Source organism: Rhizobium sp. P32RR-XVIII, assembly GCF_012641395.1.
Taxonomy (GTDB): domain Bacteria; phylum Pseudomonadota; class Alphaproteobacteria; order Rhizobiales; family Rhizobiaceae; genus Rhizobium.
In genome coordinates, this window is record NZ_JABAIH010000003.1 from 249313 (window position 1) to 273101 (window position 23789).

The 23789-nt window shown below is 62.7% G+C and carries 25 protein-coding genes; 11 read left to right on the forward strand and 14 right to left on the reverse strand.

The features are described from left to right. From HGP14_RS10860 to HGP14_RS10885, 6 genes are all read right to left on the reverse strand, one after another. Nucleotides 1–1254 (reverse strand): dihydrolipoamide acetyltransferase family protein, encoded by a 1254-nt coding sequence (locus HGP14_RS10860; protein WP_168829846.1) that lies wholly within the window; start codon nt 1252–1254, stop codon nt 1–3. A gap of 3 nt (nt 1255–1257) precedes the next feature. Further along, the gene (locus HGP14_RS10865) at nt 1258–2271 is read right to left on the reverse strand and encodes an alpha-ketoacid dehydrogenase subunit beta (protein WP_168829847.1); all 1014 of its coding nucleotides are present in this window, start codon (nt 2269–2271) and stop codon (nt 1258–1260) included. Between the two features lies 1 nt (nt 2272). After that, entirely contained in the window at nt 2273–3505 is a 1233-nt protein-coding gene (locus HGP14_RS10870) for a 3-methyl-2-oxobutanoate dehydrogenase (2-methylpropanoyl-transferring) subunit alpha (RefSeq protein WP_168829848.1), read from the reverse strand. Nucleotides 3506–3570: 65 nt separating this feature from the next. Further along, the gene (locus HGP14_RS10875; RefSeq protein ID WP_168829849.1) at nt 3571–4698 is read right to left on the reverse strand and encodes an acyl-CoA dehydrogenase family protein; all 1128 of its coding nucleotides are present in this window, start codon (nt 4696–4698) and stop codon (nt 3571–3573) included. Nucleotides 4699–4720: 22 nt separating this feature from the next. Continuing rightward, the gene (locus tag HGP14_RS10880) at nt 4721–5908 is read right to left on the reverse strand and encodes an acetyl-CoA C-acyltransferase (protein ID WP_168829850.1); all 1188 of its coding nucleotides are present in this window, start codon (nt 5906–5908) and stop codon (nt 4721–4723) included. Between the two features lie 23 nt (nt 5909–5931). Then, entirely contained in the window at nt 5932–6699 is a 768-nt protein-coding gene (locus HGP14_RS10885) for a 3-hydroxyacyl-CoA dehydrogenase (RefSeq protein ID WP_168829851.1), read from the reverse strand. Between the two features lie 179 nt (nt 6700–6878). On the opposite strand from HGP14_RS10885, the gene HGP14_RS10890 reads away from it, so the two are divergent. After that, nucleotides 6879–7889, forward strand: a complete 1011-nt coding sequence (locus HGP14_RS10890; RefSeq protein WP_168829852.1) for an AraC family transcriptional regulator — start codon at nt 6879–6881, stop codon at nt 7887–7889. A gap of 17 nt (nt 7890–7906) precedes the next feature. On the opposite strand, the gene HGP14_RS10895 is transcribed toward HGP14_RS10890, so the two are convergent. Next, a complete protein-coding gene (locus HGP14_RS10895; protein ID WP_168829853.1) occupies nt 7907–9169 on the reverse strand; it encodes a glycerate kinase in 1263 nt (420 codons plus the stop codon). A 328-nt stretch (nt 9170–9497) separates the two neighbouring features. Here HGP14_RS10895 and HGP14_RS10900 point away from each other — a divergent pair, with 328 nt between their 5' ends. Beyond that, a complete protein-coding gene (locus HGP14_RS10900) occupies nt 9498–10232 on the forward strand; it encodes an SDR family oxidoreductase (RefSeq protein WP_168829854.1) in 735 nt (244 codons plus the stop codon). A 27-nt stretch (nt 10233–10259) separates the two neighbouring features. Next, complete coding sequence (locus tag HGP14_RS10905; RefSeq protein WP_168829855.1) at nt 10260–11537, forward strand: L-fuconate dehydratase; 1278 nt, start codon at nt 10260–10262, stop codon at nt 11535–11537. A 22-nt stretch (nt 11538–11559) separates the two neighbouring features. Here the strand turns inward: HGP14_RS10905 and HGP14_RS10910 are convergent, their stop codons facing one another. After that, nucleotides 11560–12564 carry a Tim44 domain-containing protein gene (locus HGP14_RS10910; protein WP_168829856.1) on the reverse strand — a complete coding sequence of 335 codons (1005 nt, stop codon included), beginning with the start codon at nt 12562–12564 and terminating at the stop codon, nt 11560–11562. 96 nt (nt 12565–12660) lie between these two features. Then, the gene (locus HGP14_RS10915; RefSeq protein WP_168829857.1) at nt 12661–13119 is read right to left on the reverse strand and encodes a YbaK/EbsC family protein; all 459 of its coding nucleotides are present in this window, start codon (nt 13117–13119) and stop codon (nt 12661–12663) included. A 158-nt stretch (nt 13120–13277) separates the two neighbouring features. Between HGP14_RS10915 and HGP14_RS10920 the strand changes: the two genes are divergently transcribed. After that, nucleotides 13278–14111: an amidohydrolase family protein gene (locus HGP14_RS10920; RefSeq protein WP_168829858.1), complete on the forward strand. Its 834-nt coding sequence runs from the start codon at nt 13278–13280 to the stop codon at nt 14109–14111. A 21-nt stretch (nt 14112–14132) separates the two neighbouring features. Here HGP14_RS10920 and HGP14_RS10925 read toward each other — a convergent pair whose 3' ends face one another. The 4 genes from HGP14_RS10925 to HGP14_RS10940 form a co-directional block, all read right to left on the reverse strand. Further along, nucleotides 14133–14612, reverse strand: a complete 480-nt coding sequence (locus HGP14_RS10925) for a GNAT family N-acetyltransferase (RefSeq protein WP_168829859.1) — start codon at nt 14610–14612, stop codon at nt 14133–14135. Between the two features lie 148 nt (nt 14613–14760). Further along, complete coding sequence (locus HGP14_RS10930) at nt 14761–15378, reverse strand: TerC family protein (RefSeq protein WP_168829860.1); 618 nt, start codon at nt 15376–15378, stop codon at nt 14761–14763. A gap of 132 nt (nt 15379–15510) precedes the next feature. Beyond that, nucleotides 15511–15795 (reverse strand): hypothetical protein, encoded by a 285-nt coding sequence (locus tag HGP14_RS10935; RefSeq protein ID WP_246704422.1) that lies wholly within the window; start codon nt 15793–15795, stop codon nt 15511–15513. Between the two features lie 120 nt (nt 15796–15915). After that, a complete protein-coding gene (locus HGP14_RS10940; RefSeq protein WP_168829861.1) occupies nt 15916–16842 on the reverse strand; it encodes a dihydrodipicolinate synthase family protein in 927 nt (308 codons plus the stop codon). Nucleotides 16843–17006: 164 nt separating this feature from the next. Here HGP14_RS10940 and HGP14_RS10945 point away from each other — a divergent pair, with 164 nt between their 5' ends. The 6 genes from HGP14_RS10945 to HGP14_RS10970 all read left to right on the forward strand — a co-directional run bounded on the left by HGP14_RS10945 (nt 17007) and on the right by HGP14_RS10970 (nt 21821). Continuing rightward, nucleotides 17007–17486 (forward strand): DUF2938 domain-containing protein, encoded by a 480-nt coding sequence (locus HGP14_RS10945; RefSeq protein ID WP_168829862.1) that lies wholly within the window; start codon nt 17007–17009, stop codon nt 17484–17486. A gap of 28 nt (nt 17487–17514) precedes the next feature. Further along, a complete protein-coding gene (gene cobF, locus HGP14_RS10950; protein WP_168829863.1) occupies nt 17515–18270 on the forward strand; it encodes a precorrin-6A synthase (deacetylating) in 756 nt (251 codons plus the stop codon). A 62-nt stretch (nt 18271–18332) separates the two neighbouring features. Further along, entirely contained in the window at nt 18333–19697 is a 1365-nt protein-coding gene (gene cobG / locus HGP14_RS10955; RefSeq protein ID WP_168829864.1) for a precorrin-3B synthase, read from the forward strand. Between the two features lie 2 nt (nt 19698–19699). Beyond that, the gene (locus HGP14_RS10960) at nt 19700–20332 is read left to right on the forward strand and encodes a precorrin-8X methylmutase (RefSeq protein WP_168829865.1); all 633 of its coding nucleotides are present in this window, start codon (nt 19700–19702) and stop codon (nt 20330–20332) included. Continuing rightward, entirely contained in the window at nt 20329–21060 is a 732-nt protein-coding gene (locus HGP14_RS10965) for a precorrin-2 C(20)-methyltransferase (RefSeq protein ID WP_168829866.1), read from the forward strand. Before HGP14_RS10960 ends, HGP14_RS10965 begins: the two co-directional genes overlap by 4 nt. Continuing rightward, nucleotides 21057–21821: a precorrin-3B C(17)-methyltransferase gene (locus HGP14_RS10970; RefSeq protein WP_168829867.1), complete on the forward strand. Its 765-nt coding sequence runs from the start codon at nt 21057–21059 to the stop codon at nt 21819–21821. Before HGP14_RS10965 ends, HGP14_RS10970 begins: the two co-directional genes overlap by 4 nt. Here the strand turns inward: HGP14_RS10970 and HGP14_RS10975 are convergent. After that, nucleotides 21785–22555, reverse strand: a complete 771-nt coding sequence (locus tag HGP14_RS10975; RefSeq protein ID WP_168829868.1) for a cobalt-precorrin-6A reductase — start codon at nt 22553–22555, stop codon at nt 21785–21787. The two genes, HGP14_RS10970 and HGP14_RS10975, sit on opposite strands and share 37 nt — an antisense overlap. Between HGP14_RS10975 and cbiE the strand changes: the two genes are divergently transcribed. After that, nucleotides 22554–23786 carry a precorrin-6y C5,15-methyltransferase (decarboxylating) subunit CbiE gene (gene cbiE / locus HGP14_RS10980; RefSeq protein ID WP_168829869.1) on the forward strand — a complete coding sequence of 411 codons (1233 nt, stop codon included), beginning with the start codon at nt 22554–22556 and terminating at the stop codon, nt 23784–23786. The genes HGP14_RS10975 and cbiE overlap by 2 nt on opposite strands. Nucleotides 23787–23789 lie beyond the last annotated feature (3 nt).

Sequence of the window (23789 nt, forward strand, 5' to 3'; positions counted from 1 at the left end):
TCAGCCTTCAATGAAAATCAGTGCTGGCGTCTCGAGCAGAGTGCGGATGCGCTGGACGAAGGTCGCGGCATCCCATCCGTCGATGATCCGGTGGTCGAAACTTGAGGAGAGATTCATGATTTTTCTCGGCACGAACTGCGTGCCGTCGAAGATCGGGCGGACGGCGATCTTGTTGACACCGACAATGGCAACCTCGGGGTGATTGATCACCGGCGTCGATACGACGCCGCCCAGCGCGCCGAGCGAGCTGATGGTTATGGTCGAGCCGCTGAGCTCGTCGCGCGTCGCCGTGCCGGCGCGCGCCGCATCCGCCAGCCGACTCATCTCACCGGCGCAATCCCAGACGCTGCGCGCCTCGGCATGGCGGACAACAGGAACCATGAGTCCGGCCGGTGTCTGCGTCGCAATACCCATATGGACGGCACTGTGACGCGTGAGAATGCCTGCATGGTCGTCGAACGTGGCGTTGAAATTTGGCTGCTCGGCTACCGCCTTCACGATTGCGCGCATCAGGAAAGGCAGAACAGTCAGTTTCGCCTGCTCTGGCTTGCGATCGCGGTTCATCGTCGCTCTGAGCTCCTCCAATGCCGTCACGTCGATCTCTTCGACATAGGTGATGTGAGGGATGCGGGAGACGGCGAGAGACATTTTTTCTGCGATGCGACGCCGAAGACCCGTGAGCTTTATCTCTTCGGTTGCGGTCTTCCTTGCAGGTGCTATCGGAGCCGGGGAGAAGGCTGCGCCACGGGCGACGAACTGGTCGATGTCTTCGCGCAGAATCCGGCCTACGGGGCCGCTTCCCGCCACTTGCCTCAGGTCGATGCCATGCTCCCGCGCAAATAGGCGTACCGCCGGGGACGCCAGGGGCTTCTCGGCCAGCTTTGCGGTCGCTTCGCGAGGAGCCGCCGGCTGCTTTTCTGCGGCTGGCATTGCCGGTTCGACAAGCCGCAGTGGCTGGACAGGCTTCGGAGGCGCTGGAGCGGGTGCCGCTGCCTTGTCCTCGCCGCCTTCCCCCGCAGTCTCGATACGTACCAGTGGCGCCTTCACAGCGATCTTGTCGCCGATCTCGGCTCCGAGCCAGACGACAGTGCCGGTCACGGGCGAGGGGATCTCGACCGTAGCCTTGTCGGTCATTACAGCGGCGATCACCATATCCTCGCGCACCGGATCGCCGGCCTTGACATGCCATTCGACGAGCTCTGCCTCGGCCACGCCTTCGCCGACGTCAGGCATCTTGATCACGAATTCGCCCATCGCTCAGGCCTCCATGACTTCGGTAAGCGCCCGTCCGACGCGGCCGGGCCCGGGGAAATAGTCCCATTCCTGCGCATGCGGGTAAGGCGTGTCCCAACCGGCAACCCGAACAACGGGCGCCTCCAGATGGTAGAAGCAATGCTCCTGCACGAGCGCTGTTACCTCGGCTCCGAAGCCAGAGGTGAGCGTTGCCTCGTGGACGACGACGCAGCGCCCGGTCTTCGACACGGACTGGACGATGGTATCGAGGTCGAGCGGCAGCAGGCTGCGCAGGTCGATCACCTCGGCATCGATACCCGTATCTTCGGCAGCTGCCAGCGCCACATGCACCATGGTACCATAGGCGATTACCGTCACCGCCGATCCGGTCCGGCGCACCTCTGCCTTGCCGATCGGGATCGTGTAGTGCCCCTCGGGCACTTCGCCAAGTTCGTGTTTCGACCATGGCGTGACCGGGCGTTCATGGTGGCCATCGAATGGGCCGTTGTAGAGCCGCTTCGGCTCCAGGAACATCACCGGATCCGGATCCTCGATCGAAGAGATAAGCAGGCCCTTGGCGTCATAAGGATTGGAGGGCACCACGACCTTCAGTCCACAAACATGGGTAAACAGTGCCTCCGGGCTCTGGCTATGCGTCTGCCCGCCGAAGATTCCTCCGCCCGTCGGCATGCGCAGCACGATAGGGCAGGTGAAATCGCCGTTCGAGCGGTAGCGGATGCGGGCCGCCTCCTGCGTGATCTGGTCGTAGGCCGGGTACATGTAGTCGGCAAATTGGATCTCGACGCAGGGCTTCAGCCCGTAGGCCGCCATGCCGATTGCGGTGCCGACGATCCCGGACTCGCTGATTGGCGCGTCGAAGCAGCGTGTCTTGCCGTATTTCGCCTGAAGCCCCTGTGTGCAGCGGAAGACGCCGCCGAAATAGCCGACGTCCTCGCCGAAGACCACGACGTCGTCGTCGCGTGCCATCGAAACGTCCATGGCGCTGCGCACGGCTTCGATCATTGTCATTCTTGCCATGTCAGTACCCGGCCTTCTGCCGCTGGCGGCGAATATGCGGCGGCATCTCGGCGTAGACCCCTTCGAAGATGTCGCGCACGGACGGCTTGCCGCCCGCGTGCAGCGTGCCATGATGTTCCGCCTGCTTTTGCGCCTCGATCACCTCGTCCATGATCTCGGCCTCTGCCTGGAGATGCCGCTCTTCGGACCAGGCGCCCCTGAGGATGAGATGCTTCTTCAGCCGAAGCACAGGATCTCCGAGCGGCCAGGCCTCGGACTCGGTCTTCGGGCGGTAGGCGCTCGGATCGTCCGAGGTCGAATGGGCGCCGACACGGTAGGTGACATACTCGATCAGCGTGGGGCCGAGATTGCGACGGGCGCGCTCGACGGCCCACTGGGCAACGGCATAGACGGCGAGATAGTCGTTGCCGTCGACGCGGAGTGCGGGGATGCCGAAGCCAAGGCCGCGGGCGGCGAAGGTTCCAGAACCGCCGCGGGCGATGCCCTGGAAGGTCGAGATCGCCCACTGATTGTTGACGATATTGAGGATGACCGGCGGCTTGTAGGTGGAGGCGAACACGAGCGCCGAATGGAAGTCGGATTCAGCGGTCGATCCATCGCCGATCCAGGCGGCGGCAATGCGCGTGTCTTTCTTGATCGCGGAGGCCATGGCCCAGCCGACCGCCTGCACGTATTGCGTCGCCAGATTGCCGGAAATGGTGAAGAACCCGTGCTCCTTCGAGGAATACATGATCGGCAATTGCCGGCCGTGCAGCGGATCAGCCTCGTTGGAATAGATCTGGTTCATCATCTCGACCATCGGATAGTCGTCGGCGATCAAAAGACCCGCCTGCCGATAAGTCGGAAAGTTCATGTCGCCGTTGCTAAGTGCCTTTCGAAAGGCGCAGCTCACGGCCTCTTCGCCGAGATGCTGCATGTAGAAGGACGTCTTGCCCTGGCGCTGCGCCATCAGCATGCGGGCGTCGAAGGCGCGGAGCTTCATCATGTTGCGGAGACCGGTGAGCAGTTCCTCGTCGGAAAGTATGCCGGCCCACGGACCCACCGCCTCTCCCTCGCGATTGAGAACGCGAATGATCGAGTAAGCGAGATCGCGGATATCCTCCGGCGCGACATCGACCTCGGGGCGTGGCACCGCGCCTGCTTTGGCGATCTTGACGTTGGAAAAATCAGGCTGGCCGCCCGGACGGACGGCGGGTTCTGGGACATGCAGGCTCAGTTGAGCGGCTTGCGTCATATGGTCTCGTTCCTCCCTTTGCCGCCCCATTCCTCTCCACCCGGAAACAGGACGGCATGTGTTTGCTATAGATTGCGTGCAATCACCATGCGCTGCACGTCACTCGTTCCCTCGTAAATCTGGCAGATGCGGACATCCCGGTAGATGCGCTCGACCGGATAGTCGGCCATGTAGCCGTAGCCTCCGTGGATCTGGATCGCATCGGAACAGACGCGTTCGGCCATTTCGGACGCGAAGAGCTTCGCCATGGATGCTTCCGAAAGGCAGGGGAGCCCGTTTTCACGCAGCTCGGCCGCATGGAAAACGAGGTTGCGTGCTGCCTCGATCTGCGTCGCCATGTCGGCCAGGCGGAAGGCGACCGCCTGATGTTCGATGACAGGCTTGCCGAAGGCTATTCTCTCCCGGGCATAGTCACGCGCCGCCTCGAAGGCCGCGCGTGCCATGCCGACTGCTTGGGCGGCGATGCCAATCCGTCCGCCTTCGAGGTTTGCAAGCGCGATACGGTACCCTTCGCCCTCCTCGCCGAGCCTGAGCTCCACCGGGATGCGCATGCTGTTGAAGGCGATCTGGCAAGTGTCGGTGGAATGCAGGCCAAGCTTTTCCTCGACGCGGATGACCTCATAGCCGGGTGTATCGGTCGGCACGATGAACGCGGTGATGCCCTTCTTGCCAGCCTCGGGATCAGTGACGGCGAAGACGATGATCATCTGGCCGTTCTTGCCCGACGTGATGAACTGCTTGGCGCCGTCAATGACATAGTGATCGCCGTCGCGTCGCGCGCGGCTGCGCAGGTTGGATGCGTCGGAACCCGCCTGCGGCTCGGTCAGCGCAAAGCCGCCGATCCATTCGCCGCTCGCGAGCTTCGGCAGGAAGCGCTGCTTCTGCTCCTCGCTGCCGAATTTCAGGATCGGCACGCAGCCGACCGAGCTGTGGACGCTCATGATGGTTGAGCACGGCCCATCGCCTGCGGCGATTTCCTCGACGGCCGCGGCATAGGCTACGGTGCCTGTGTCGGAGCCGCCATAGGCTTCCGGAACGAGCATGCCGAGAAGCCCGAGCTCGCCCATCTCCTTGAGTTCCTCGCGGGGAAAGGCGTGATCGCGATCGCGCGCAGCCGCACCCGGCGCCAGGCGCTCGCGGGCGAAGTCGCGGGCGAGATCGCGGATTTGCTGCTGCACATCGGAAAGGATCATGAGCGTTTCCTCCGCATTCTCGTTAGTGCCGCTCGATCGCGACGGCGGTCGCCTCGCCGCCGCCGATGCAGAGTGCGGCCATGCCGCGCTTGAGATCATAGCGCTCAAGCGCTGCGAGCAGAGTGACGATGATGCGCGCTCCGGATGCGCCGATCGGATGGCCGAGCGCGCAGGCGCCGCCATGCACGTTGACCTTGTCGTGCGGCAGGTCGAGGTCACGCATCGCCGCCATGGCGACGACGGCGAATGCCTCGTTGATCTCGAAGAGATCGACGTCCTCAAGCGCCCAGCCGGTTCGATCCGCAAGTTTGCCCAGAGCGCCGATCGGCGCGGTCGCAAACAGATTAGGCGCCTGCGAATGGGTGGCGTGGCCCGTGATGGTCGCGAGAGGCTGCAATCCCCTGCGTTCCGCTTCGGAGCGGCGCATGAGGACCAGCGCGGCGGCACCGTCGGAAATTGAGCTAGAATTGGCCGCGGTCACGGTTCCGCCGTCGCGGAATGCCGGCTTGAGGGTCGGGATCTTGTCAAGCTTCGCCTTGCCCGGTTGCTCGTCGCGGTCGACCGCATGCTCACCTTTGCCGCCTTTGATGGTAACAGGAGTTACCTCGGCGTCGAAATAGCCGGCTTCGATTGCTTTTTGCGCTCGGGTCAGCGAAGCGATGGCGTAGCTGTCTTGCGCCGCGCGCGTGAACTGGTAGGCCTCTGCACAATCTTCCGCGAAGGTGCCCATCAACCGCCCCTTGTCATAAGCATCCTCCAGCCCATCAAGGAACATGTGGTCGATGACGCGCCCGTGGCCGAGCCGGTAGCCGCCGCGTGCCCGATCGAGGAGATAGGGCGCATTCGTCATGCTTTCCATGCCGCCCGCGACGGCGATGGAGGCACTCCCGGCGGCAATCAGGTCGTGAGCGATCGTCGCGGCTTTCATGCCGGAGCCGCACATTTTGTTGACGGTACTGGCAGCGGTCGAGAAGGGCAGCCCGGCGCCGATCGCCGCCTGCCTTGCCGGCGCCTGCCCCTGGCCGGCAGGAAGCACGCAGCCGAAGACGACTTCGTCGACTTTTTCGGGTTCGACCTGGCTGCGCTGAAGGGCAGCGCGGATCGCTGCTGCCCCAAGTTCGGGCGCTGCCGCGTCGCGGAGTTCACCCTGAAATCCGCCAATCGGCGTGCGCGCCGAGCCGACGATCACGACTGGGTCCTGCAATGCCATGTCTTTTCCTCCCGAGGGACCGCTCAGCGGGCGCTCATTCGCAATGCGCCGTCGAGGCGGATGACCTCGCCGTTCAGCATGCTGTTCTCACATATATGGCGCACCAGGGCGGCAAATTCAGCGGGTCGGCCAAGACGAGACGGGAAGGGGACGCTCTTGCCAAGCGCCTCCTGAACCTCGTGTGGCATGCCTGCCATCATCGGCGTCTCGAAGATGCCGGGAGCGATCGATACGACGCGTATGCCGTGGCGCGCGAGTTCGCGGGCAATCGGCAGCGTCATGGCCGCGATCCCGCCCTTGGAGGCGGAATAGGCGGCCTGCCCGACCTGTCCATCGAAGGCTGCAACCGAGGCGGTATTGACGATGAGGCCACGCTCGCCCTCCGCATCCGGTTCCTCTTGCTGGATGGCGGATGCAGCTAGCCGGATCATGTTGAATGTGCCGACGAGATTGATGCCGATCGTCTGCGCGAAGCTCTCGAGCCGATGGGGGCCGTCGCGCCCGATCACCTTTTCAGCCGGCGCGATGCCGGCGCAATTGATAAGCCCGCGCAGACCGCCAAATGCCTCGAGCGCGGCAGCGACGACATTTGCGCCATCCTCCGCGCTCGTGACGTCGGCATGAACGTAACGAACATCCGTACCGAGTTCTGCGGCGATCTTTTCACCAGCTTCGTCGTTGAGGTCGGCAATGACGACGCGGGCGCCTTCTGCGACCAGCATCCTCGCCGTCGCCGCGCCGAGGCCGGAGCCTCCGCCGGTGACGATAAAACTTGCTCCACGGATCAACATGGATTTCCTCCCACAGCCCTAACATGCTCCTCTCATGTAGCGCCCAGGCCAGTTGCAGACGCTTGGCGCTGCAAATTGGCTCCTCCAGAATACCACGGAGTCTATGTCGTCCCACTATTGCAAGCGATGACTAAACTGCTCCATAATTTCGGACAGTTTTGCCACACCGGGAGGCGGCAATGGCGGAAATCGAGAGGCGCATGATCGCGCCGGGATTTGTCGAGGAAGCGCTCGAAAGCCTCCGCCGGATGGGAAAGCCGATAGAGCCCATGCTTGCGGTGCTCGGCCTGCCGGAGAATGTCGATGAGCCCGTCTCGGCCGAAGTATACGGAGCACTGTGGCTCGCGACCGCGGCCGAACTCGACGACGAATTTTTCGGCATGGGCGGACGGCCAATGCGCAGGGGAAGCTTCACCTTGCTCTGCCACTGCGTGCTGCATGCGCCGACGCTCGGCCACGCCTTGCGCCGGGCACTGCGTTTCCTCAATATCGTGCTGGAGGATCCACGGGGCGAACTCGTCATCCGCGATGGGATGGCACAGATCGAGCTCAAGGATGCCGGTCCGCCGCGCTCGGCTTTCGCCTATCGTACTTACTGGATCATTCTTCACGGGATTATCTGTTGGCTGGTTGGCCGCCGCATTCCGATCCGGCTGGTCGATTTCCGGTGCGACGAGCCACAACAAGGGGCCGATTACCGGCTCTTCTTCGGCGCGCCGGTTCGTTTCTCCCAGCCGATCAGCCGGCTTGGCTTCGACATTGCCATGCTTGACCTGCCGGTCTCACGCTCCGAGCAGGCACTGAAGCAATTCCTGCGCGGTGCGCCGGCGAACATTCTGGTGCGCTACCGCTATGATGCCGGGCTCGCTGCCAGCGTGCGCCGCAGGCTCAGCCGCGTGCCTCCGACTGCCTGGTCGAGTTTCGTGGACCTCGCGGCCGAAATGCGCATGCCGTCGTCCACGCTGCGCCACCGCCTCGACGAGGAAGGCCAGAGCTATGCCGCCATCAAGGACGACATACGCCGCGACCTTGCCGTCGACATGCTGCTCAACACGTCGAAGACGGTCGGCGATATCGCAACACAGCTCGGCTACTCCGAACCCAGCGCGTTCTATCGCGCATTCCGCAAATGGATGTTCAAGAGCCCGGACGCCTTCCGCCGGGAGAGGAGAGTTGCGGTTAGCGGCTGAACACCTTCCGCCGGGACCTAGCGAATCAGAATCGCCCTGAAGTCATTGACGTTGGTGCCCGTGGGTCCGGTCTCGAAGAGATCGCCGATTGCTTGAAAGCCTGAATAGCTGTCGTTACCGTCAAGCAGCCGGCGGGGATCGAGGCCTTGGGCACGCAGGCGTTTGACCGTGGAACCGTCGGCGAACGCGCCTGCATTGTCTTCCGAGCCGTCGATGCCGTCGGTATCGGCGGCAAGCAGATGGACGTCATGGCCATCGATCGCCAGCGCTGCGGCGAGCGCGAATTCGCCGTTGCGTCCGCCCCTGCCGCCTTTGGCCCTCAGCGTAACGGTCGTCTCGCCGCCAGACAGGATGACCACCGGCTTCTCGAAGGGCCGGTTATGGCCAAGCACCTCGCGAGCGATCGCTGCATGCACCAGCGCGACGTCACGGGACTCGCCTTCGATCGAATCCGAGAGGATCACCGGCGTAATGCCCTGTGACCCCGCGAGCGCCGCGGCCGCCTCGAGCGAAACGCCGGCCGAGGCGATGATATGGTGCGTATGCGCGGCAAAGATCGGATCGTCCGGGCCAGGCGCATCGGCTTTCGGCGACGCAAGATGGTCAAGGGCCGCCTGCGGTAATTTCAGTCCGTATTGGCGGACTATTTCCAAAGCGTCCTGCCGAGTCGAGCCGTCGGGAACGGTCGGACCGGAGGCGACATGAGCAGGATTGTCGCCCGGGATGTCCGAAACGACCAGGCTGACAACGCGCGCCTTTGTGGCAGCGGCCAGCCGTCCGCCCTTGATCGTGGACAGATGCTTGCGCACGACGTTCATGGCGGAAATCGGCGCCCCCGAGGCAAGCAGCATCTCGTTCAGCGCAATCTCGTCGTCGAGGGTCAGGCCTTCGGGCGGCGCCGGCAGCAAGGCGGAGCCGCCACCGCAGATCAGCGCGATCACCAGATCGTCCGGCGTCAGGTCCTTCACTGCTTCCACCAGCCGCCTCGATGCCGCAAGGCCAGCGGCATCCGGAACCGGGTGGGCGGCCTCGATGATCTCGATCGACTGCGTTTCGCAGCCATAGCCGTAGCGCGTAACCACGACGCCATCGAGCGGCTCGTCCCAGACGCTCTCAAGCGCGCGTGCCATCTGTGCGGCACCCTTGCCGGCGCCGATGACTACGGTGCGGCCCTTGGGCCTGGCGGGCAAATGCGCCCTGATACCGGTCAGGGGATCGGCCGCGCGTACGGCCTCATGGAACAGGGACGACAAGAAGGTGCGGGGGGATGGAACAGTCACAAGAAATCTTCCGAATCTACATCGCCGACGGCTGCATGCGCCGGTACTCCTCGGCAAGCACCATTCAGAAGATCGACCGGTTGCGCAAGCCCGGGATTCGGGATTTTCGTTTTTCTGCGTGAAGAAGGTAGCCCCGCGGCGCGCCCCGTGGTGTGGAAAAGATGATCGTTGCCTTTTCCGTCCAAGCTTCCTATCGATAGTGCGATACGCATGCAGACGACCGACCGCTCAAGGAGGAGGAGTAGGGATGTCGCACTTCCTTTGCTGCGAATCTTCGCAACGCTGATTGCGCTTCCTCCCGCATTGCTGATCCTGAAGAGGCCAAGACATGAGCATTACTCTTTCCGGCAAGACAGTCCTGATCACGGCGGCAGCGCAAGGCATCGGCCGCGCCAGCGCGATCGCGTTCCATCAAGCCGGAGCAAAGGTCCACGCAACGGATATCAATACGGATGCGCTAGCAGCGCTTGCCGAAGAGACCGGCATATCGACGCACAAGCTGAATGTGCTGGACGAGGAGGCGGTGAAGGCGCTGGTCGCTGAAATCGGCGCCGTCGACGTGCTCTTCAATTGCGCCGGCTTCGTGCACGCCGGGTCCATTCTCGAAATGAAGGATTCGGATCTGGAATTCGCCTTCGATCTCAACGTCAAGGCGATGATCCGCACCATCCGCGCCGTGCTGCCCGGCATGCTGGAGCGGAAAGACGGGTCGATCATCAACATGGCTTCCGTCGCCTCCAGCATCAAGGGGGTGCCGAACCGCTTTGCCTACGGCGTCACCAAGGCCGCCGTGCTCGGTCTCACGAAATCGGTTGCCGCCGATTACGTGGCGAACGGCATCCGCTGCAACGCCATTTGCCCCGGTACGGTCGAAAGTCCGTCGCTGCAGGACCGCATGCGCGCGCAGGGTGATTACGAGGCAGCGCGTGCCGCCTTCATTTCGCGCCAGCCGATGGGCCGTCTCGGCACGCCGGAAGAGATTGCCGGTCTTGCCGTCTACCTCGCCGGTGCCACCTATACCAGCGGCCAGGCCTATTGCATTGACGGTGGCTGGACGATCTGATCGTCCGAGCCTCCGGGGGAGGAGCCCATGACCCGCATTACCGGCCTTCGTGTTTTCGACCTTCGCTTTCCGACTTCGCAGAGCCTCGACGGGTCCGACGCGATGAATCCGGATCCCGACTATTCGGCGGCTTACGTCATTCTCGATACCGACGAGCCGCAGCTTTCAGGGCACGGGCTGACCTTCACCATCGGCCGCGGCAACGATATCTGCTGCATGGCGATCGAGGCGATGAAGCATCTGGTTCTCGGCGCGGACCTCGCTGAAATCCTCGCCCATCCCGGCAGATTCTGGCGGCATCTGACAAGCGACAGCCAGCTCCGCTGGATCGGGCCGGAAAAGGGCGCCATCCATCTTGCGACAGGGGCGGTCGTCAACGCGGTCTGGGATCTCCTTGCCAAGCAGGCCGGAAAACCGGTGTGGCTGCTTGTTGCGGAGATGAGCCCGGAAGAAATCGCCGACATCGTCGACTATCGTTACCTGACCGACGTTCTGACGCGCGACGAGGCGATTTCGATCCTGAAACGTGCGGAGGCCGGCAAGGCGGAGCGGATCGCGACGCTCGAAAGGGAAGGCTACGCCTGCTACACGACCTCCGCCGGCTGGCTCGGCTATGACGACGCGAAACTCCGCCGGCTCTGCCAGGAAGCGATCGACGCCGGTTTCAACCACGTCAAGATGAAGGTCGGCCGCGACCTCGCAGACGATATCCGCCGCCTGCGCATCGCCCGCGAGGTCATTGGACCGGATCGCTACCTGATGATCGACGCCAATCAGGTCTGGGAGGTCAGCCAGGCGATCGACTGGGTGAAGGAACTAGCCTTCGCCAAGCCCTATTTCATCGAGGAACCAACGAGTCCTGATGATGTGGCCGGGCATCGGAAGATCCGCGAGGCGATAGGCCCGGTCAAGGTCGCGACCGGCGAGATGTGCCAGAACCGCATCATGTTCAAGCAGTTCATCGCCGAAGGCGCAATCGACATCGTGCAGATCGATTCCTGCCGCATGGGTGGGCTGAATGAGGTGCTGGCAGTACTGCTCATCGCCGCCAAATACGGCCTGCCGGTCTGGCCGCATGCCGGCGGCGTCGGCCTTTGCGAATATGTACAGCACCTGTCGATGATCGACTATGTCGCTGTATCCGGCACCAAGGAAGGCCGCGTGATCGAATATGTCGACCATTTGCACGAACATTTCCTCGATCCGTGCGTGATCAGGGACGCCGCCTATATTCCGCCTTCCAAGCCCGGTTTTTCAATTGAAATGAAGGCGCAGTCGATCGCCGACTACACCTTCAAGGGTTGATATTCTAGCGCGTTGAAAGGCTCTAAGCCGCGCGCTGGCCGGTGCCCTGAATAGCGGCGAGCTTCCAGTCGCCGCCATTCCTGCGAGTGAACGTCCAGACTTCGGTGCTCTCGCTCGGGTGGCTGTCGTCGCCGGAGACGACGCGGCCGGTGTTGCGGTCGACCATCGCGTCGACCGACGAATAGCGCATGGCAAGCGTTGCATAGTCCTGATCGCCTTCGCGCCAGGCTTCGGCAATATCGCCCTGCAGCAGCTTGACGTCAGAGACGCGGTTGCGCACGCCATTGGTGGCGTTCTCGCCAAGCTCTTCTGCGAGATAGGACATGGCTTCGGGCGTCGTCAGCTTGCGGAGCATGCCGTAGTCCTCGGCGCCGTAGGCAGTCTGTACCTTGGTCAGCAGCTCTTCGAACTGGTCGAGATCGGCTTGTGTGAGCCCGATTTCATCGTTCTGCCGATTATTGCGCTGCTGCTGGTAGCCGCCGGCGCCGGAACCGATCGTGGGAATGCGAAACGACGAATTGTTGTTCGACGACATGTTGCTATAAGACGGACCGCCCCGGCCGCTGGCTGCACCGTAGGACGGCTGGCGGCGATTGGCGAAGAAGCGCATGGCAAGCGTCACGGCGCCGAAGATCAGCGCGATCTGCAGCAGCATGCCGAGGAAACCGAAGCCACCGCCGAATCCATGGCCGAGCAGCATGCCGAGCAGGCCACCCGCAATGAGGCCTCCGATCATCGAACGGCCGAAGCCGCCGAACAGGCCGCCGGGGCGCTGGGTGTTAAAAGGCTGTTGCGCAGTGGCGGGTGTCTGCGGCCGTGGCGTCATCGAGCGTTCCATCGGCGCGGCGGGAGCAGGCGCGGTGCGCGTGACCGGCGGCGCCTGAAAAGTGCGCGTCCCGCGGCTGCCGAATCCACCGAAACCTCCGGCGCGGCGCGCCTCGGCGTCGCCATAGGCAGCAAAAATGGTAGCGCTCGTCAAAGCGGCGATAGCCACGAACTTGGCAAGACGCGAAACGGTACTCGGCATCTCATCTCCTCTCATGCCCAACCACGGCATGGTGCAATTCATACGGTGAAACTCATATAGGCGCTGGTTAGGCGATTTGAAGTTCTGCGACCGGACTTATTGGCAGACATCGACCCATTTGGCCCTGGTGAGTTCGGCCAGCCGCTCCGTCGAAATGCGAACAGCCGAGTTTGTCGAACCGGCCGCTGGCACGACTTCGTCGTAGCGCTTCAGCGAAATATCGCAATAGACCGGGATCGGCGCGGGCAGCCCGAAGGGGCAGACACCGCCGACCGGATGACTGGTCGCTGCGAGGACTTCCTCCGGTCCCAGCATCCGGCCTTTGCCGCCGAAGGCATCCTTGAATTTCCGGTTGTCGAGACGCGCCGTGCCGCTTGCGACGACCAGCATCGTCTCTTCGCCGACCCGCAGGCAGATCGTCTTGGCGATCTGCGCAGGTTCGACGCCATGCGCTTCGGCCGCTAGCGCGACCGTCGAAGAGCTGCCGGTGGTTTCGATGATCTCAATGTCGGGTGCATGTGCGCCGAAAAAGGCGCGGACGGATTCGAAGCTCATGGGCGGATGCTAAACCAGGAAGGGCAGGATTTGAACCCCCAGGAAAGCGACCCGCAAAATCAAGATATTTCAACCGGATTTCGAGCCGGGCGCACTTGCGATCGGGCTGGTTTTCTGAACCTCTTGTCGGGCGGAGCAGACGTTTGAGGGAGGAAGCCATGCGGCGCATCGATTGTCATATGCATTTCTGGACACTGGCGATGGAGCCCTACTATTCGCTCTGGATGTCGCCGGATGACAAGGTGCTGTACCGCGACTACGGGCCGCGCGATGCCCTTCCGCTGATGGAGAAGAACAATGTCGAGGGCGTCGTCCTCGTCTCCGCCGCGTCCTCTGTTCATGAAACCGGCTACCTTCTTGGTCTTGCCGATGGGCGCGATTTCGTCAAAGGGGTCGTTGCCTGGCTCGATCTCCTGGCGCCGACGGCCGCTGCCGACGTCGCCGGCTGGGCGCGCTTTCCGAAGCTGAAGAGCATCCGTCCCTATCTTCAGGACCTGCCGGAAGACGACTGGATCCTCAGGAAAGAGCTCGATCCGGCGTTCCGCGCCATGCTCGATCTCGGCCTGCGGTTCGATGCGTTGATCAAGCCGCGGCATATCCTCAACACGATCAGGTTCATCGAGCGTTATCCCGATCTGCCTGTCATCGTCGATCACATGGCCAAGCCGGAAATCGGAAGCGGCAACTTCGAGCCGTGGCGGCGCGACATGGAACGTTTCCGTGATCTTCGCCACGTCCATTGCAAGATCTCCGGGATCGTCACCGAGGATGGTCCGGACTGGACGCCGGAGCGGCTTCAGCCCTATCTGGAGGCTGTCTTCGATATCTTCGGACCTGATCGGCTCGTCTTCGGCAGCGACTGGCCCGTCGTCAATCTCGTCGCGGACTACAGCCGCTGGATCGAGACCCTCGGCAATGCCATGAAGAACCTTGATGCTGCCGACCAGCAGAAGATCTGGGCATCGAACGGTGAACGCTTCTACGGGCTCTGAGCGGCCTGAAAGGAATTCGGGCTAGTTCGACGTCCTTCTCAGCATACCCTCGTAGATGCCCTTGTCGGGCGCGGGAATTTCGATGGCGCCGGCTGTCTTCGCATAGAAACCGACGGGGCCGGCGTCGCCGATGATGGCATAGGCGTACCCAAGGGTTTTCATGGTCTGGAGGCAGGCGGAAAAGAGCGCGAGGCCGATGCCCTTGCCGCGGGCGGCGCTATCGACGCCGGTCGGGCCAAAGAAACCACGGGCGGTAGTGTCGTAGCAGGCAAAGCCCAGCAATTTGCCATTCTCAACCGCGATCAGGCAGGCGACGGGCTGACGCGAAAAGGCAACATTGCATTCGCTCGCCCAGTCCTCGCTGAAGTTTTCTCGCACCCAGTCTACGACGATATGCAACTCCGGAGGAAGAGCCGGCCGGATGGTCACGCCAGCCGCTTCGGCCTTCTGCTTTAGCTCATCGAGCTTGTTGGAATACAAGCTCACCAGCAGGTCTGCCACCTCAAGCCCTCCCGAATAGACGTCTTTCAACGAGATTGATTTTGCTGCACACGCCTTGTCAACAGTCCCTGAGCCGAGCAGTGCAGCAAAAAGCAAAAAGGCGGACCGGCTTTCGCGGACCCGCCTTGAAGGATGATGCGTTTCGCTTTCAGCCCTGCATGTAAGGCCAGACTTCCAGGCTGCCGCGATACATCATGTCGAGTGCGACATAGAGGATGATCAACAGGCCGATATAGGCGATCCAGCGGTGGCGGTTGAGCAAGCGCGCGACGAGATTTGCCGCGATGCCCATCAGGGCGATCGAGAGTACAAGCCCAACGATCAGAACGGTCGGATGCTCGCGAGCGGCACCGGCAACGGCCAATACATTGTCCAGGGACATCGACACGTCGGCGATGACGATCTGGCTCGCGGCCTGCATGAAGGTCTTCTTGTATTTCGGGGCCGCTCCTTCATCGAGGGTCTCGTCGCCGCTTCCGTGCTGCGAGCGAAGCTCGCGCCACATCTTCCAGCAGACCCAGAGCAGGAGCAGGCCACCGGCCAGCAATAGACCGACGATATTCAGGAGTTGAACCGTGACCGATGCAAAAGCAACGCGCAGTACGGTGGCTGCCAGAATGCCGACGAGAATGGCCTTCTTGCGCTGTTCGGCTGGCAGGCCGGCCGCAGCAAGGCCGATGACGACGGCGTTATCGCCGGCAAGAACAAGATCGATCGCGATGACTTGCAGGAGTGCAGCCAAACCCGCGGCAGTAAAAATTTCCATAGAAAACGTCCCCCGATGCTTTCGAGAAGCCGTGCTAGTGTCCTCGGCACGTCGCGTCAACCCACGAATGACACGAGCTGGGATAAATGCTGCGCCCGAGGCACTCACTGTCCCCAGGGGTCCAAGAAGATGTCAGTGCTTCAGCCTGATGATGATCTCGCGGTACTCATCGGCAATGGCGACAGCTGCCTTTGCAACCACCGGACTGATCGAATTATGATCAATTGCCAGGCGGCAGGTCTCGAAGATACCGCGCAACTCGTGCTCAATATCGGAAAGATGAGGATATTTCCGAACCAGAAGGTGCGGCAGCGCTTTGGCTTTTTCCTTCATGGGCTTGCTTTCATCAGGGAACTGCGATGGGTCAGCGATCACTTCGCGAATCGCATCTTCGAGACGCCAGGTTGCGCCAATCATCTCTGTGACCGATACCATGATAGCCCTCCGTGTCGAAGCAGCGATAGATGTACCAGGGGCTCACACGCAATCCTTGTGCCAGATTGACGATGCAGGGCACCTTGCAAGTGCGGTGCCGGATTAAAGCGCCGCACGCTTGTCGAATCGGGCTACTCGGGATAGCAGGTAATCAACTTCCGCCTTTGCTTTCTCCGATATGCCGCCGGCGGGTTTACGCTGCGCGTCGCTGGCGATCGCCCCGCGCTTTTGCAGGACATATTTGCGTACGGCAAGACCGACGCCCTGTTGCTGCTCGTAGCGAACAAGCGGCAGGTGGGCGTCAAAGAGATCGTGCGCCGCATCGCGCTTGCCAGCCTGCTGGAGATTGACGACGTCGGCCAGCATGTCCGGGAAGGCGTAGCCCGTCATTGCGCCATCGGCGCCGCGTTCCATCTCGAAATCGAGAAACAGCCCGCCGTTGCCGCAAAGGATCGAGATATCCCGCATGTCGCCTGCCTTTTGCGCCGCCCGCAACCGCGAAATCTTCTCAAGTCCCGGCCAGTCCTCATGCTTCAGCATGACGCAGGATGAATGATTGTTGACGATCTTCTGGATAACGCCGGGTGTCATGACGACGGTGAGTGTCAGCGGGTAATCCTGGATGACGAAGGGAATGTCTTCGCCGATCGCCTCGACCGCCTGAGCATAGTATCCGATAATTTGGTCGTCAGTCCGCAGCGATGGCGGCGGGGCGATCATCACCCCTGCAGCGCCGAGATCCATCGCGCCGCGGGCCAGCGAGCGCATTGCCGCGAAGCCTGGCGCAGACACGCCGACGATCACCGGAACGCCCGCGCGCTTGACGACCTGCCGGGTGATCGCAAGCGATTCCTCCGGCTCGAGCTTCGGCGCTTCGCCCATGATGCCGAGAATCGTAAGCCCGGTGACGCCGCAGCCAAGATAGAAATCGGTGAGCCGATCGACCGATACCGTATCCAGCCGCCCATCCGGATGAAAGGGCGTCGCGGCAATGGCATAGACGCCCTTGGCTGTGTGATCGAGTCTCATGTGCACCTCCCTCGTTCGGCCGAAACTTAGGCGGACTCGTACCGCCGATCAAATTGAAATGCACCGTTTGCACAGCGATTTGGTATCCGACACGAGGGGCGATGTTGCAGGCTCCGCCACCCGCGTCTAAGACAAATGCGAGTTCACCCATCTGGATTTTCTTCATGTTCGAGATTTTATGGCGCGGCATCGCAATGGGGGTCGGCGCGACGATCCTCATGGATATCTGGGCAATCATCCTTTCCGGCGTTTTCGGCCAGCCCGCTTCCAATTGGGCGCCTGTAGGGCGCTGGTTTTGGCATCTCGGTCGCGGCAAGGTGTTTCACGACGCAATTGCAGATGCGAAGCCCTATGAACATGAACTGGCGCTGGGATGGATCGGCCACTATGCGATCGGCATCATCTACGGCCTTGTTCTTGCGGTTATCATGGGTCCATCATGGCTGGCGGCGCCGACCTTCATCCCGGCCTGGATTCTCGGCATTGTCACCGTGGGCGCCGGTTGGTTCCTGCTGCAGCCGGGCCTTGGTCTCGGCTGGGCGGCGTCGAAGAGGCCGAACCCGAACAAGGTGCGCGCGCTCAACCTGATTGCGCACACGGTCTTCGCGATCGGGCTCTACGGCACGGCTCTCATGATCCGCTGAGAGCAGCGCGAGACCGCAAGGAGACTACGTGAGACATATCTACGTTATCGGCATTGGAACCGGAAATCCGGAGCATGTGACCATTCAGGCGATCAACGCGATGAATGCCGCCGATCTTATTTTCATTCCCACGAAGGGTGCGAAGAAGGAGGAGCTTGCAGAAGTCCGGCGCGAAATCTGCGAGCGATATGTCCAGCGGGCTGCCGGAAAGACGATTGAGTTCGCCGTACCGATGCGCGAGACGAAGGATCGCAGCTACGTGCAAAGCGTCGATGACTGGCATGCGGCGATCGCGACCACTTACCTCGGGCTGATCGACGGGCTGCCGGAAAACGGATCGGCGGCCTTCCTCGTGTGGGGCGACCCGAGCCTTTATGACAGCACGTTGCGCATCCTGGAACGCGTGCGGAACAAGGTGGAATTCGAAATCACCGTCATCCCGGGCATTACCAGCATTCAGGCGCTCGCAGCGAGCCATCGCATCCCGGTCAATCTCGTCGGCAAGCCGGTGGAGATCACGACCGGCCGAAGACTTGCCGAGGAGGGGCTGAAAGCGGAAAGTACGGTCGTGATGCTCGACGGCGTACAGGCCTTCGCGAAGATCGACGATCCGGATGCGGAGATTTTCTGGGGAGCCTATCTCGGTACCAAGGATGAGATCATCTATGCCGGGCGGCTTGGCGATGTCGCCGACGACATCGTACGGACGCGGGCGGAGGCCCGCGAACGGCACGGCTGGATCATGGACATTTACCTGCTCCGCAAAGGCCGCGACTTCGAGTGATAGGGCCGGCGCTTTGCCGGGCGTCCCCCATCCTGTAAGGACATGGGGCAAAAGGATGAGCCATGGGCTTTGCCGGCGAAAGACAGATCAACACGGAAGAACGCACCGCCGCACCGTCGGGCTTGCGGCGAGGCGCCTGTCCGACGCTGGCTGCTCCGATGGTGACCGGCGATGGTCTGCTCGCCAGGCTGCGGCCCGCCGGCGGTGCGCTGTCGCTGGCACAATTCAAGGCGCTGGCGGCTTCTGCGGCGGCAAACGGCAATGGCCTTCTGGAAATCACCGCCCGCGGAAATCTGCAGATCCGCGGGCTGCTGACCGAGAGCGTCGAAAAGCTTGCAGCCGATATCGATGCTGCCGGGATCATCGTCCCGGCCGGTCCCGCTATCGAGCTTTCACCGCTTCATGGCATCGATCCAAGCGTGGCCGGCAACGCCACCGCCTTGGAAGCTAAGTTGCGGGATGAACTGAGCGCCACACTCTCCTCCCCGCGCCTGGCGCCAAAACTTTCCATCGTCGTCGACAGCGGAGGACGCTTCAGCCTGTCCGGTCTTGCAGCGGATATCCGCGCTGTAGCTATGGACGACGGCCGCTGGCTTGTTGCGATCGACGGCGATGGGATGACGGCACAGCCCGTTTCCGTCGGCTCGGCGAATGACGCCGTCCGTGCGATAGGACAATTGCTGGAGACGCTGGCGGAAGCCGGTCTGCACGCGCGAGCGCGCGATATAAGAACGGCTGTCTTGCAAGAGGCGTTCCCCGCAGGGGCAGCGCATTTCGCTGCCCTGACGCGGGCAGAAATGCCGCAGCCTGGAATCCATGAGCTCGCCGTTGGCAGCTTTACCCTCGGCCTCAGGCCACGCTTTGGTCAGATGCAGGCAGCTGACCTTTCAGCCCTTCTGCAAGAGGCGGAGAGATTGGGGGGCGCTGAGATTCGACTGGCGCCCGGCCGGTTGTTCTTCATCACGGGCCTGGAGCCAGAGAACGCAAAGAAGCTCCGGGCCGCCTCAACGAGGCACGGTTTCAGCTCCGATCCTAGCGAGGCATCTGCAAAAATTGCCGCCTGTGCCGGAGCAGGAGCCTGCGCCTCGGGTTTCTATGAAACACGGGCGCTGGCGCAGGATCTGTTGCAGCGGGCAGAGATCCTCCTTGAGGGATCGCTCACGGTTCACCTTTCGGGCTGTACCAAGGGATGCGCCCACCCCTGGCCAGCGCTGACGCTCACCGGAGTACCCGGCGGTTATGGTATTGTCCTCAATGGGCGTGCGAATGATAGGCCGGACGTAACGATTGCTGGCGGCGAGATTAATTTGGCTATAGAGAAGCTCGCCCGGCTTATCGGGAAGAACAAGAGCGCTGGCGAATCGGCGGCCGCCTGCCTCGCACGGCTTGGCGCCCCGGCAATTGCGGCGGCGCTCAGACAGGAATAGGAATGTCAGACTACGATTATATCCGCAGCGGCGACGCGATCTATGAGCGCTCTTTCGCGATCATTCGCAGCGAAGCCGATCTTTTGCGCTTTTCGCTGGACGAGGCCGAGGTCGCCGTGCGCATGATTCACGCCTGCGGGATGGTGGAAGCGGCTGCACACTTCGAGTTCTCCCCGGATGTCGTGAATGCCGCGCGCACCGCCTTGCAGAAAGGCGCCCCGATTTTCTGCGATGCGGAGATGGTTGCCCACGGCGTCACGCGCGCCCGGCTGCCGGCGAAGAATGACGTGGTCTGCACGCTGCGCCATCCGCGCACGCCGGAATTGGCCCAGGCGAACGGCAACACGCGTTCGGCGGCCGCCATCGATCTCTGGCTCGATCGGCTGGCGGGCAGCGTTGTTGCCATCGGCAATGCCCCGACGGCACTTTTCTACCTGCTCGAACGGCTGCGCGACGGTGCGCCAAAACCGGCTGCGATCATCGGCATGCCGGTCGGCTTCGTCGGCGCCGCCGAATCCAAGGATGCGCTGGCGGAGAATTCCTATGGCGTGCCGTTTGCCATCGTTCGCGGCCGTCTCGGTGGCAGCGCGATGACGGCCGCCGCAATCAATGCGTTGGCGAGGCCCGGACTATGACAGGACCCGGCCGTCTCATCGGTGTCGGCACGGGGCCAGGGGACCCGGATCTGCTGACAATCAAGGCCGCCAAGGCGATCGAAGCCGCGGACGTCATTGCCTATTTCGCCAAGCAGGGCAAAGCAGGCAACGGCCGGGCAATCGTCCAGCACCTGATCCAGCCCAGCGCCGAGCTGCTGCCGCTCTATTATCCGGTGACCACCGAGATCGATAAGGGCGACGCGCGCTACCAGAGCCAGATCACCGCCTTTTACGATGCGTCGGCCGCTGCGGTGGCAGCGCGTCTCGAAGCTGGAAAAACGGTCGTGATCCTGAGCGAGGGCGATCCGATGTTTTACGGTTCATACATGCATCTGCATGTGCGGCTTGCCGATCGCTATGCGGCCGAGGTGATCCCCGGCATCAGCGCCATGTCCGGCTGCTGGTCTCTCGCAGGCATGCCCATCGTTCAGGGCGACGACGTGCTTTCCGTGCTCCCCGGCACCATGGCCGAGGCGGAACTGACCCGCCGGCTCGGGGATACCCAGGCAGCCGTCATCATGAAGGTCGGCCGCAATCTTCCGAAGATCCGCCGTGCGCTGGAGGCGGCCGGGCGCCTCGGCGAAGCCGTCTATGTCGAGCGCGGCACGATGGCGAACTCGGCGATGCTGAAGCTCGCGGAACGACCGGACGGCGAGGCGCCGTATTTCTCGCTGGTACTTGTGCCCGGCTGGGAGGCGAACCGATGAGCGGCATCCTGTTTGTGATCGGCACCGGCCCGGGCAATCCGGAGCAGATGACTCCGGAAGCACATTCCGCCATTTCTGCATCCACCGATTTCTTCGGCTACGGTCCCTATCTCGACCGGTTGCATCTTGGCGCCCATCAGCTGCGCCATGCCTCCGATAACCGCGAGGAGCTGGAGCGGGCTGGCGCGGCGCTGACGATGGCGGCAGGCGGGCGCAAGGTCTGCGTCGTCTCCGGCGGCGATCCGGGCGTTTTCGCTATGGCGGCCGCTGTCTGTGAGGCAATCGACACAGGCCCGGCGGAATGGCGCTCCGTCGAGCTCGTCGTCGTGCCGGGGATCACGGCGATGCTTGCGGTCGCAGCGCGCGTCGGTGCGCCGCTCGGCCACGATTTCTGCGCGATCTCGCTGTCGGACAACCTGAAACCCTGGGATATCATTGAAAAGCGCCTGGCCTTGGCTGCGAAGGCCGGCTTTGTCATCGCCCTGTACAACCCGATCAGCAAGGCGCGGCCTTGGCAACTCGGCAAGGCTCTTGAGCTGCTTCGCACGCAGCTGCCGCTGCAGACGCCGGTGATCTTCGGCCGCGCCGTCGGACGTCCAGATGAGCAGATAGCAGTCAAGCCGCTCGGCGATGCGCGGGCAGACCTCGCGGACATGGCCACCTGCATCATCGTCGGCTCACCGGAGACGCGGATCATTTCCGGTGGCGGCAAGCCTGCGATTGTCTACACGCCGCGTTCCATCGCCGGAGGAAAGAGGTGATCGATCGCGCCGAGCGCTTCGTCGACAGTCTCAACCGTCATGACGGCAGGCGCGGCTGCGCGGGCGACGATGCACACCTCGATGCCGAGACGCCGGGCCGCCTCGATCTTGGCATAGGTGGCCGCTCCGCCGCTATTTTTTGCGACGATCGCATCGATGCGATGTCGCTTGAGAAGTGCAATCTCGCTGTCGAGATCGAAGGGGCCGCGCTCGAGAATGTACTCCACGTTCGGGACATCAAGTGGCGGGGTGACCGGATCGACGCTGCGAACGAGGTAGAAGTGCTGCGGTGCCACCTCAGCGCAATGCGCCTCCTGGCGTCCGGTCGCCAGAAAGACGCGGCGGGGAACAGAACCAAGCGCGGTGATCGCCTGAGGAATGCTGTTGGCCACGAACCAGTGGTCGTTCGGCTGCTGAACCCATTCAGGCCGACGCAGCGCAAACGCGGCTATGCCGGAAAGGCGTGCAGCCTCTTCGGCGTTGGCGGAGATGCGAGTGGCGAAGGGATGCGTCGCATCGACAAGAAGGTGAAATTTGCCGTCGCGCAGAAAGGATGCGAGGCCTTCCGCGCCCCCGAACCCTCCAATGTGAACAGGAACAGGCTGACTGGACGGTTTTTCGGTGCGACCTGCGAGCGACAGCAGGATGTCGAAACCAGCTTTGCCGGAAAGGGCCTGTGCCAAACCGCGCGCTTCGCTCGTTCCACCCAATATCAGTACGCGGATGTTTGCCATGTCTGATATGCCCAGCCATTCCATGAAACCATGGTTGACCATTATCGGCATCGGCGAGGACGGTCCAGACGGTCTTGGCGATGAGGCGAAGCGGCTGATAGCCGCCGCGCCCGCCGTCTTCGGAGGCGCGCGGCATCACGCGCTAATGGACAATTTGATCAAAGGCGAGCGGCTTGCCTGGCAAAGCCCATTCGAGGCATCGGTTGAAGCGATCCTCGCCCGGCGCGGGACGCCGGTCGTCGTGCTCGCATCCGGCGATCCGTTTCTTTACGGCGTTGGCGCGATACTCTCGCGGCATGTGGATGCTAAGGAGGTGCACACCATTCCGGCACCTTCCGCCTTCAGCATGGCCGCATCACGTCTCGGCTGGCCCTTGCAGGAGACCACATGCATCTCGCTGCATGGACGTCCGATCGGTCTCATCCGGCCGCATCTGCATTCCGGGCGGCGCATCATCGCACTGACCTCTGACGGGAATGGGCCGGGGGAGCTGGCGGCGCTTCTCACAAATCTTGGCTTCGGCCAGTCCCGCATCACCGTTCTGGAGGCGCTTGGCGGCGAGCGCGAGCGCATCCGGCACACGTCGGCACAGGATTTCCGGCTCACGGACATCGATCCACTCAATGTTTGTGCCGTCGAGGCCATCGCGGGGGACGGCGCCCGCATCCTGCCTTTCTCCCCCGGGCTGGACGATGCGCTGTTCGAGCATGATGGACAGATCACCAAGCGGGAAATCCGCGCCGTGACGCTGTCGGCGCTTGCGCCGCGCCATGGCGAACTGTTGTGGGATATCGGCGCGGGCTCGGGTTCGGTAGCCGTCGAATGGATGCTCCGCGAGCCCTCATTGAAGGCGATTGCCATCGAGCAATCGCCCGAACGCGCCGCGCGGATCGCGCGCAATGCTTCGGCATTCGGTGTGCCGGGGCTTGCCGTCGTGGAGGGAATTGCGCCCGCGGCTCTCAAAGGATTGCCGGAGCCAGATGCGATCTTCATCGGCGGAGGCGGCAGCGAGCCGGGCGTCATGGACGCGGTGATCGCGTCGCTCAAACGCGGCGGTCGGCTGGTCGCCAATGCGGTGACGCTGGAGATGGAGGCCGTGCTGCTGGCGGAGCAGGCAAAGCGCGGCGGCTTCCTGACACGCTTCGAAATATCGCGCGCCGCCCCGCTCGGCGAAATGAGCGGCTGGCGCCCGGCAATGCCGGTAACGCAATGGCGCTGGATCAAGGATTGAAAA

What these genes read in the sequence shown, in the direction of transcription:
- HGP14_RS10940 (WP_168829861.1), bottom strand. Translation starts at nt 16,842, where the DNA reads ATGAGACTCGATCACACAGCCAAGGGCGTCTATGCCATTGCCGCGACG.
- HGP14_RS10880 (WP_168829850.1), bottom strand. Translation starts at nt 5,908, where the DNA reads ATGGCATTGCAGGACCCAGTCGTGATCGTCGGCTCGGCGCGCACGCCG.
- HGP14_RS10975 (WP_168829868.1), bottom strand. Translation starts at nt 22,555, where the DNA reads ATGGCAAACATCCGCGTACTGATATTGGGTGGAACGAGCGAAGCGCGC.
- HGP14_RS10865 (WP_168829847.1), bottom strand. Translation starts at nt 2,271, where the DNA reads ATGGCAAGAATGACAATGATCGAAGCCGTGCGCAGCGCCATGGACGTT.
- HGP14_RS10875 (WP_168829849.1), bottom strand. Translation starts at nt 4,698, where the DNA reads ATGATCCTTTCCGATGTGCAGCAGCAAATCCGCGATCTCGCCCGCGAC.
- cbiE (WP_168829869.1), top strand. Translation starts at nt 22,554, where the DNA reads ATGTCTGATATGCCCAGCCATTCCATGAAACCATGGTTGACCATTATC.
- cobG (WP_168829864.1), top strand. Translation starts at nt 18,333, where the DNA reads ATGGGCTTTGCCGGCGAAAGACAGATCAACACGGAAGAACGCACCGCC.
- HGP14_RS10905 (WP_168829855.1), top strand. Translation starts at nt 10,260, where the DNA reads ATGACCCGCATTACCGGCCTTCGTGTTTTCGACCTTCGCTTTCCGACT.
- HGP14_RS10915 (WP_168829857.1), bottom strand. Translation starts at nt 13,119, where the DNA reads ATGAGCTTCGAATCCGTCCGCGCCTTTTTCGGCGCACATGCACCCGAC.
- HGP14_RS10960 (WP_168829865.1), top strand. Translation starts at nt 19,700, where the DNA reads ATGTCAGACTACGATTATATCCGCAGCGGCGACGCGATCTATGAGCGC.
- HGP14_RS10935 (WP_246704422.1), bottom strand. Translation starts at nt 15,795, where the DNA reads ATGATTGGCGCAACCTGGCGTCTCGAAGATGCGATTCGCGAAGTGATC.
- HGP14_RS10970 (WP_168829867.1), top strand. Translation starts at nt 21,057, where the DNA reads ATGAGCGGCATCCTGTTTGTGATCGGCACCGGCCCGGGCAATCCGGAG.
- HGP14_RS10965 (WP_168829866.1), top strand. Translation starts at nt 20,329, where the DNA reads ATGACAGGACCCGGCCGTCTCATCGGTGTCGGCACGGGGCCAGGGGAC.
- HGP14_RS10920 (WP_168829858.1), top strand. Translation starts at nt 13,278, where the DNA reads ATGCGGCGCATCGATTGTCATATGCATTTCTGGACACTGGCGATGGAG.
- HGP14_RS10870 (WP_168829848.1), bottom strand. Translation starts at nt 3,505, where the DNA reads ATGACGCAAGCCGCTCAACTGAGCCTGCATGTCCCAGAACCCGCCGTC.
- HGP14_RS10930 (WP_168829860.1), bottom strand. Translation starts at nt 15,378, where the DNA reads ATGGAAATTTTTACTGCCGCGGGTTTGGCTGCACTCCTGCAAGTCATC.
- HGP14_RS10860 (WP_168829846.1), bottom strand. Translation starts at nt 1,254, where the DNA reads ATGGGCGAATTCGTGATCAAGATGCCTGACGTCGGCGAAGGCGTGGCC.
- HGP14_RS10910 (WP_168829856.1), bottom strand. Translation starts at nt 12,564, where the DNA reads ATGCCGAGTACCGTTTCGCGTCTTGCCAAGTTCGTGGCTATCGCCGCT.
- HGP14_RS10890 (WP_168829852.1), top strand. Translation starts at nt 6,879, where the DNA reads ATGGCGGAAATCGAGAGGCGCATGATCGCGCCGGGATTTGTCGAGGAA.
- HGP14_RS10900 (WP_168829854.1), top strand. Translation starts at nt 9,498, where the DNA reads ATGAGCATTACTCTTTCCGGCAAGACAGTCCTGATCACGGCGGCAGCG.
- HGP14_RS10945 (WP_168829862.1), top strand. Translation starts at nt 17,007, where the DNA reads ATGTTCGAGATTTTATGGCGCGGCATCGCAATGGGGGTCGGCGCGACG.
- HGP14_RS10885 (WP_168829851.1), bottom strand. Translation starts at nt 6,699, where the DNA reads ATGTTGATCCGTGGAGCAAGTTTTATCGTCACCGGCGGAGGCTCCGGC.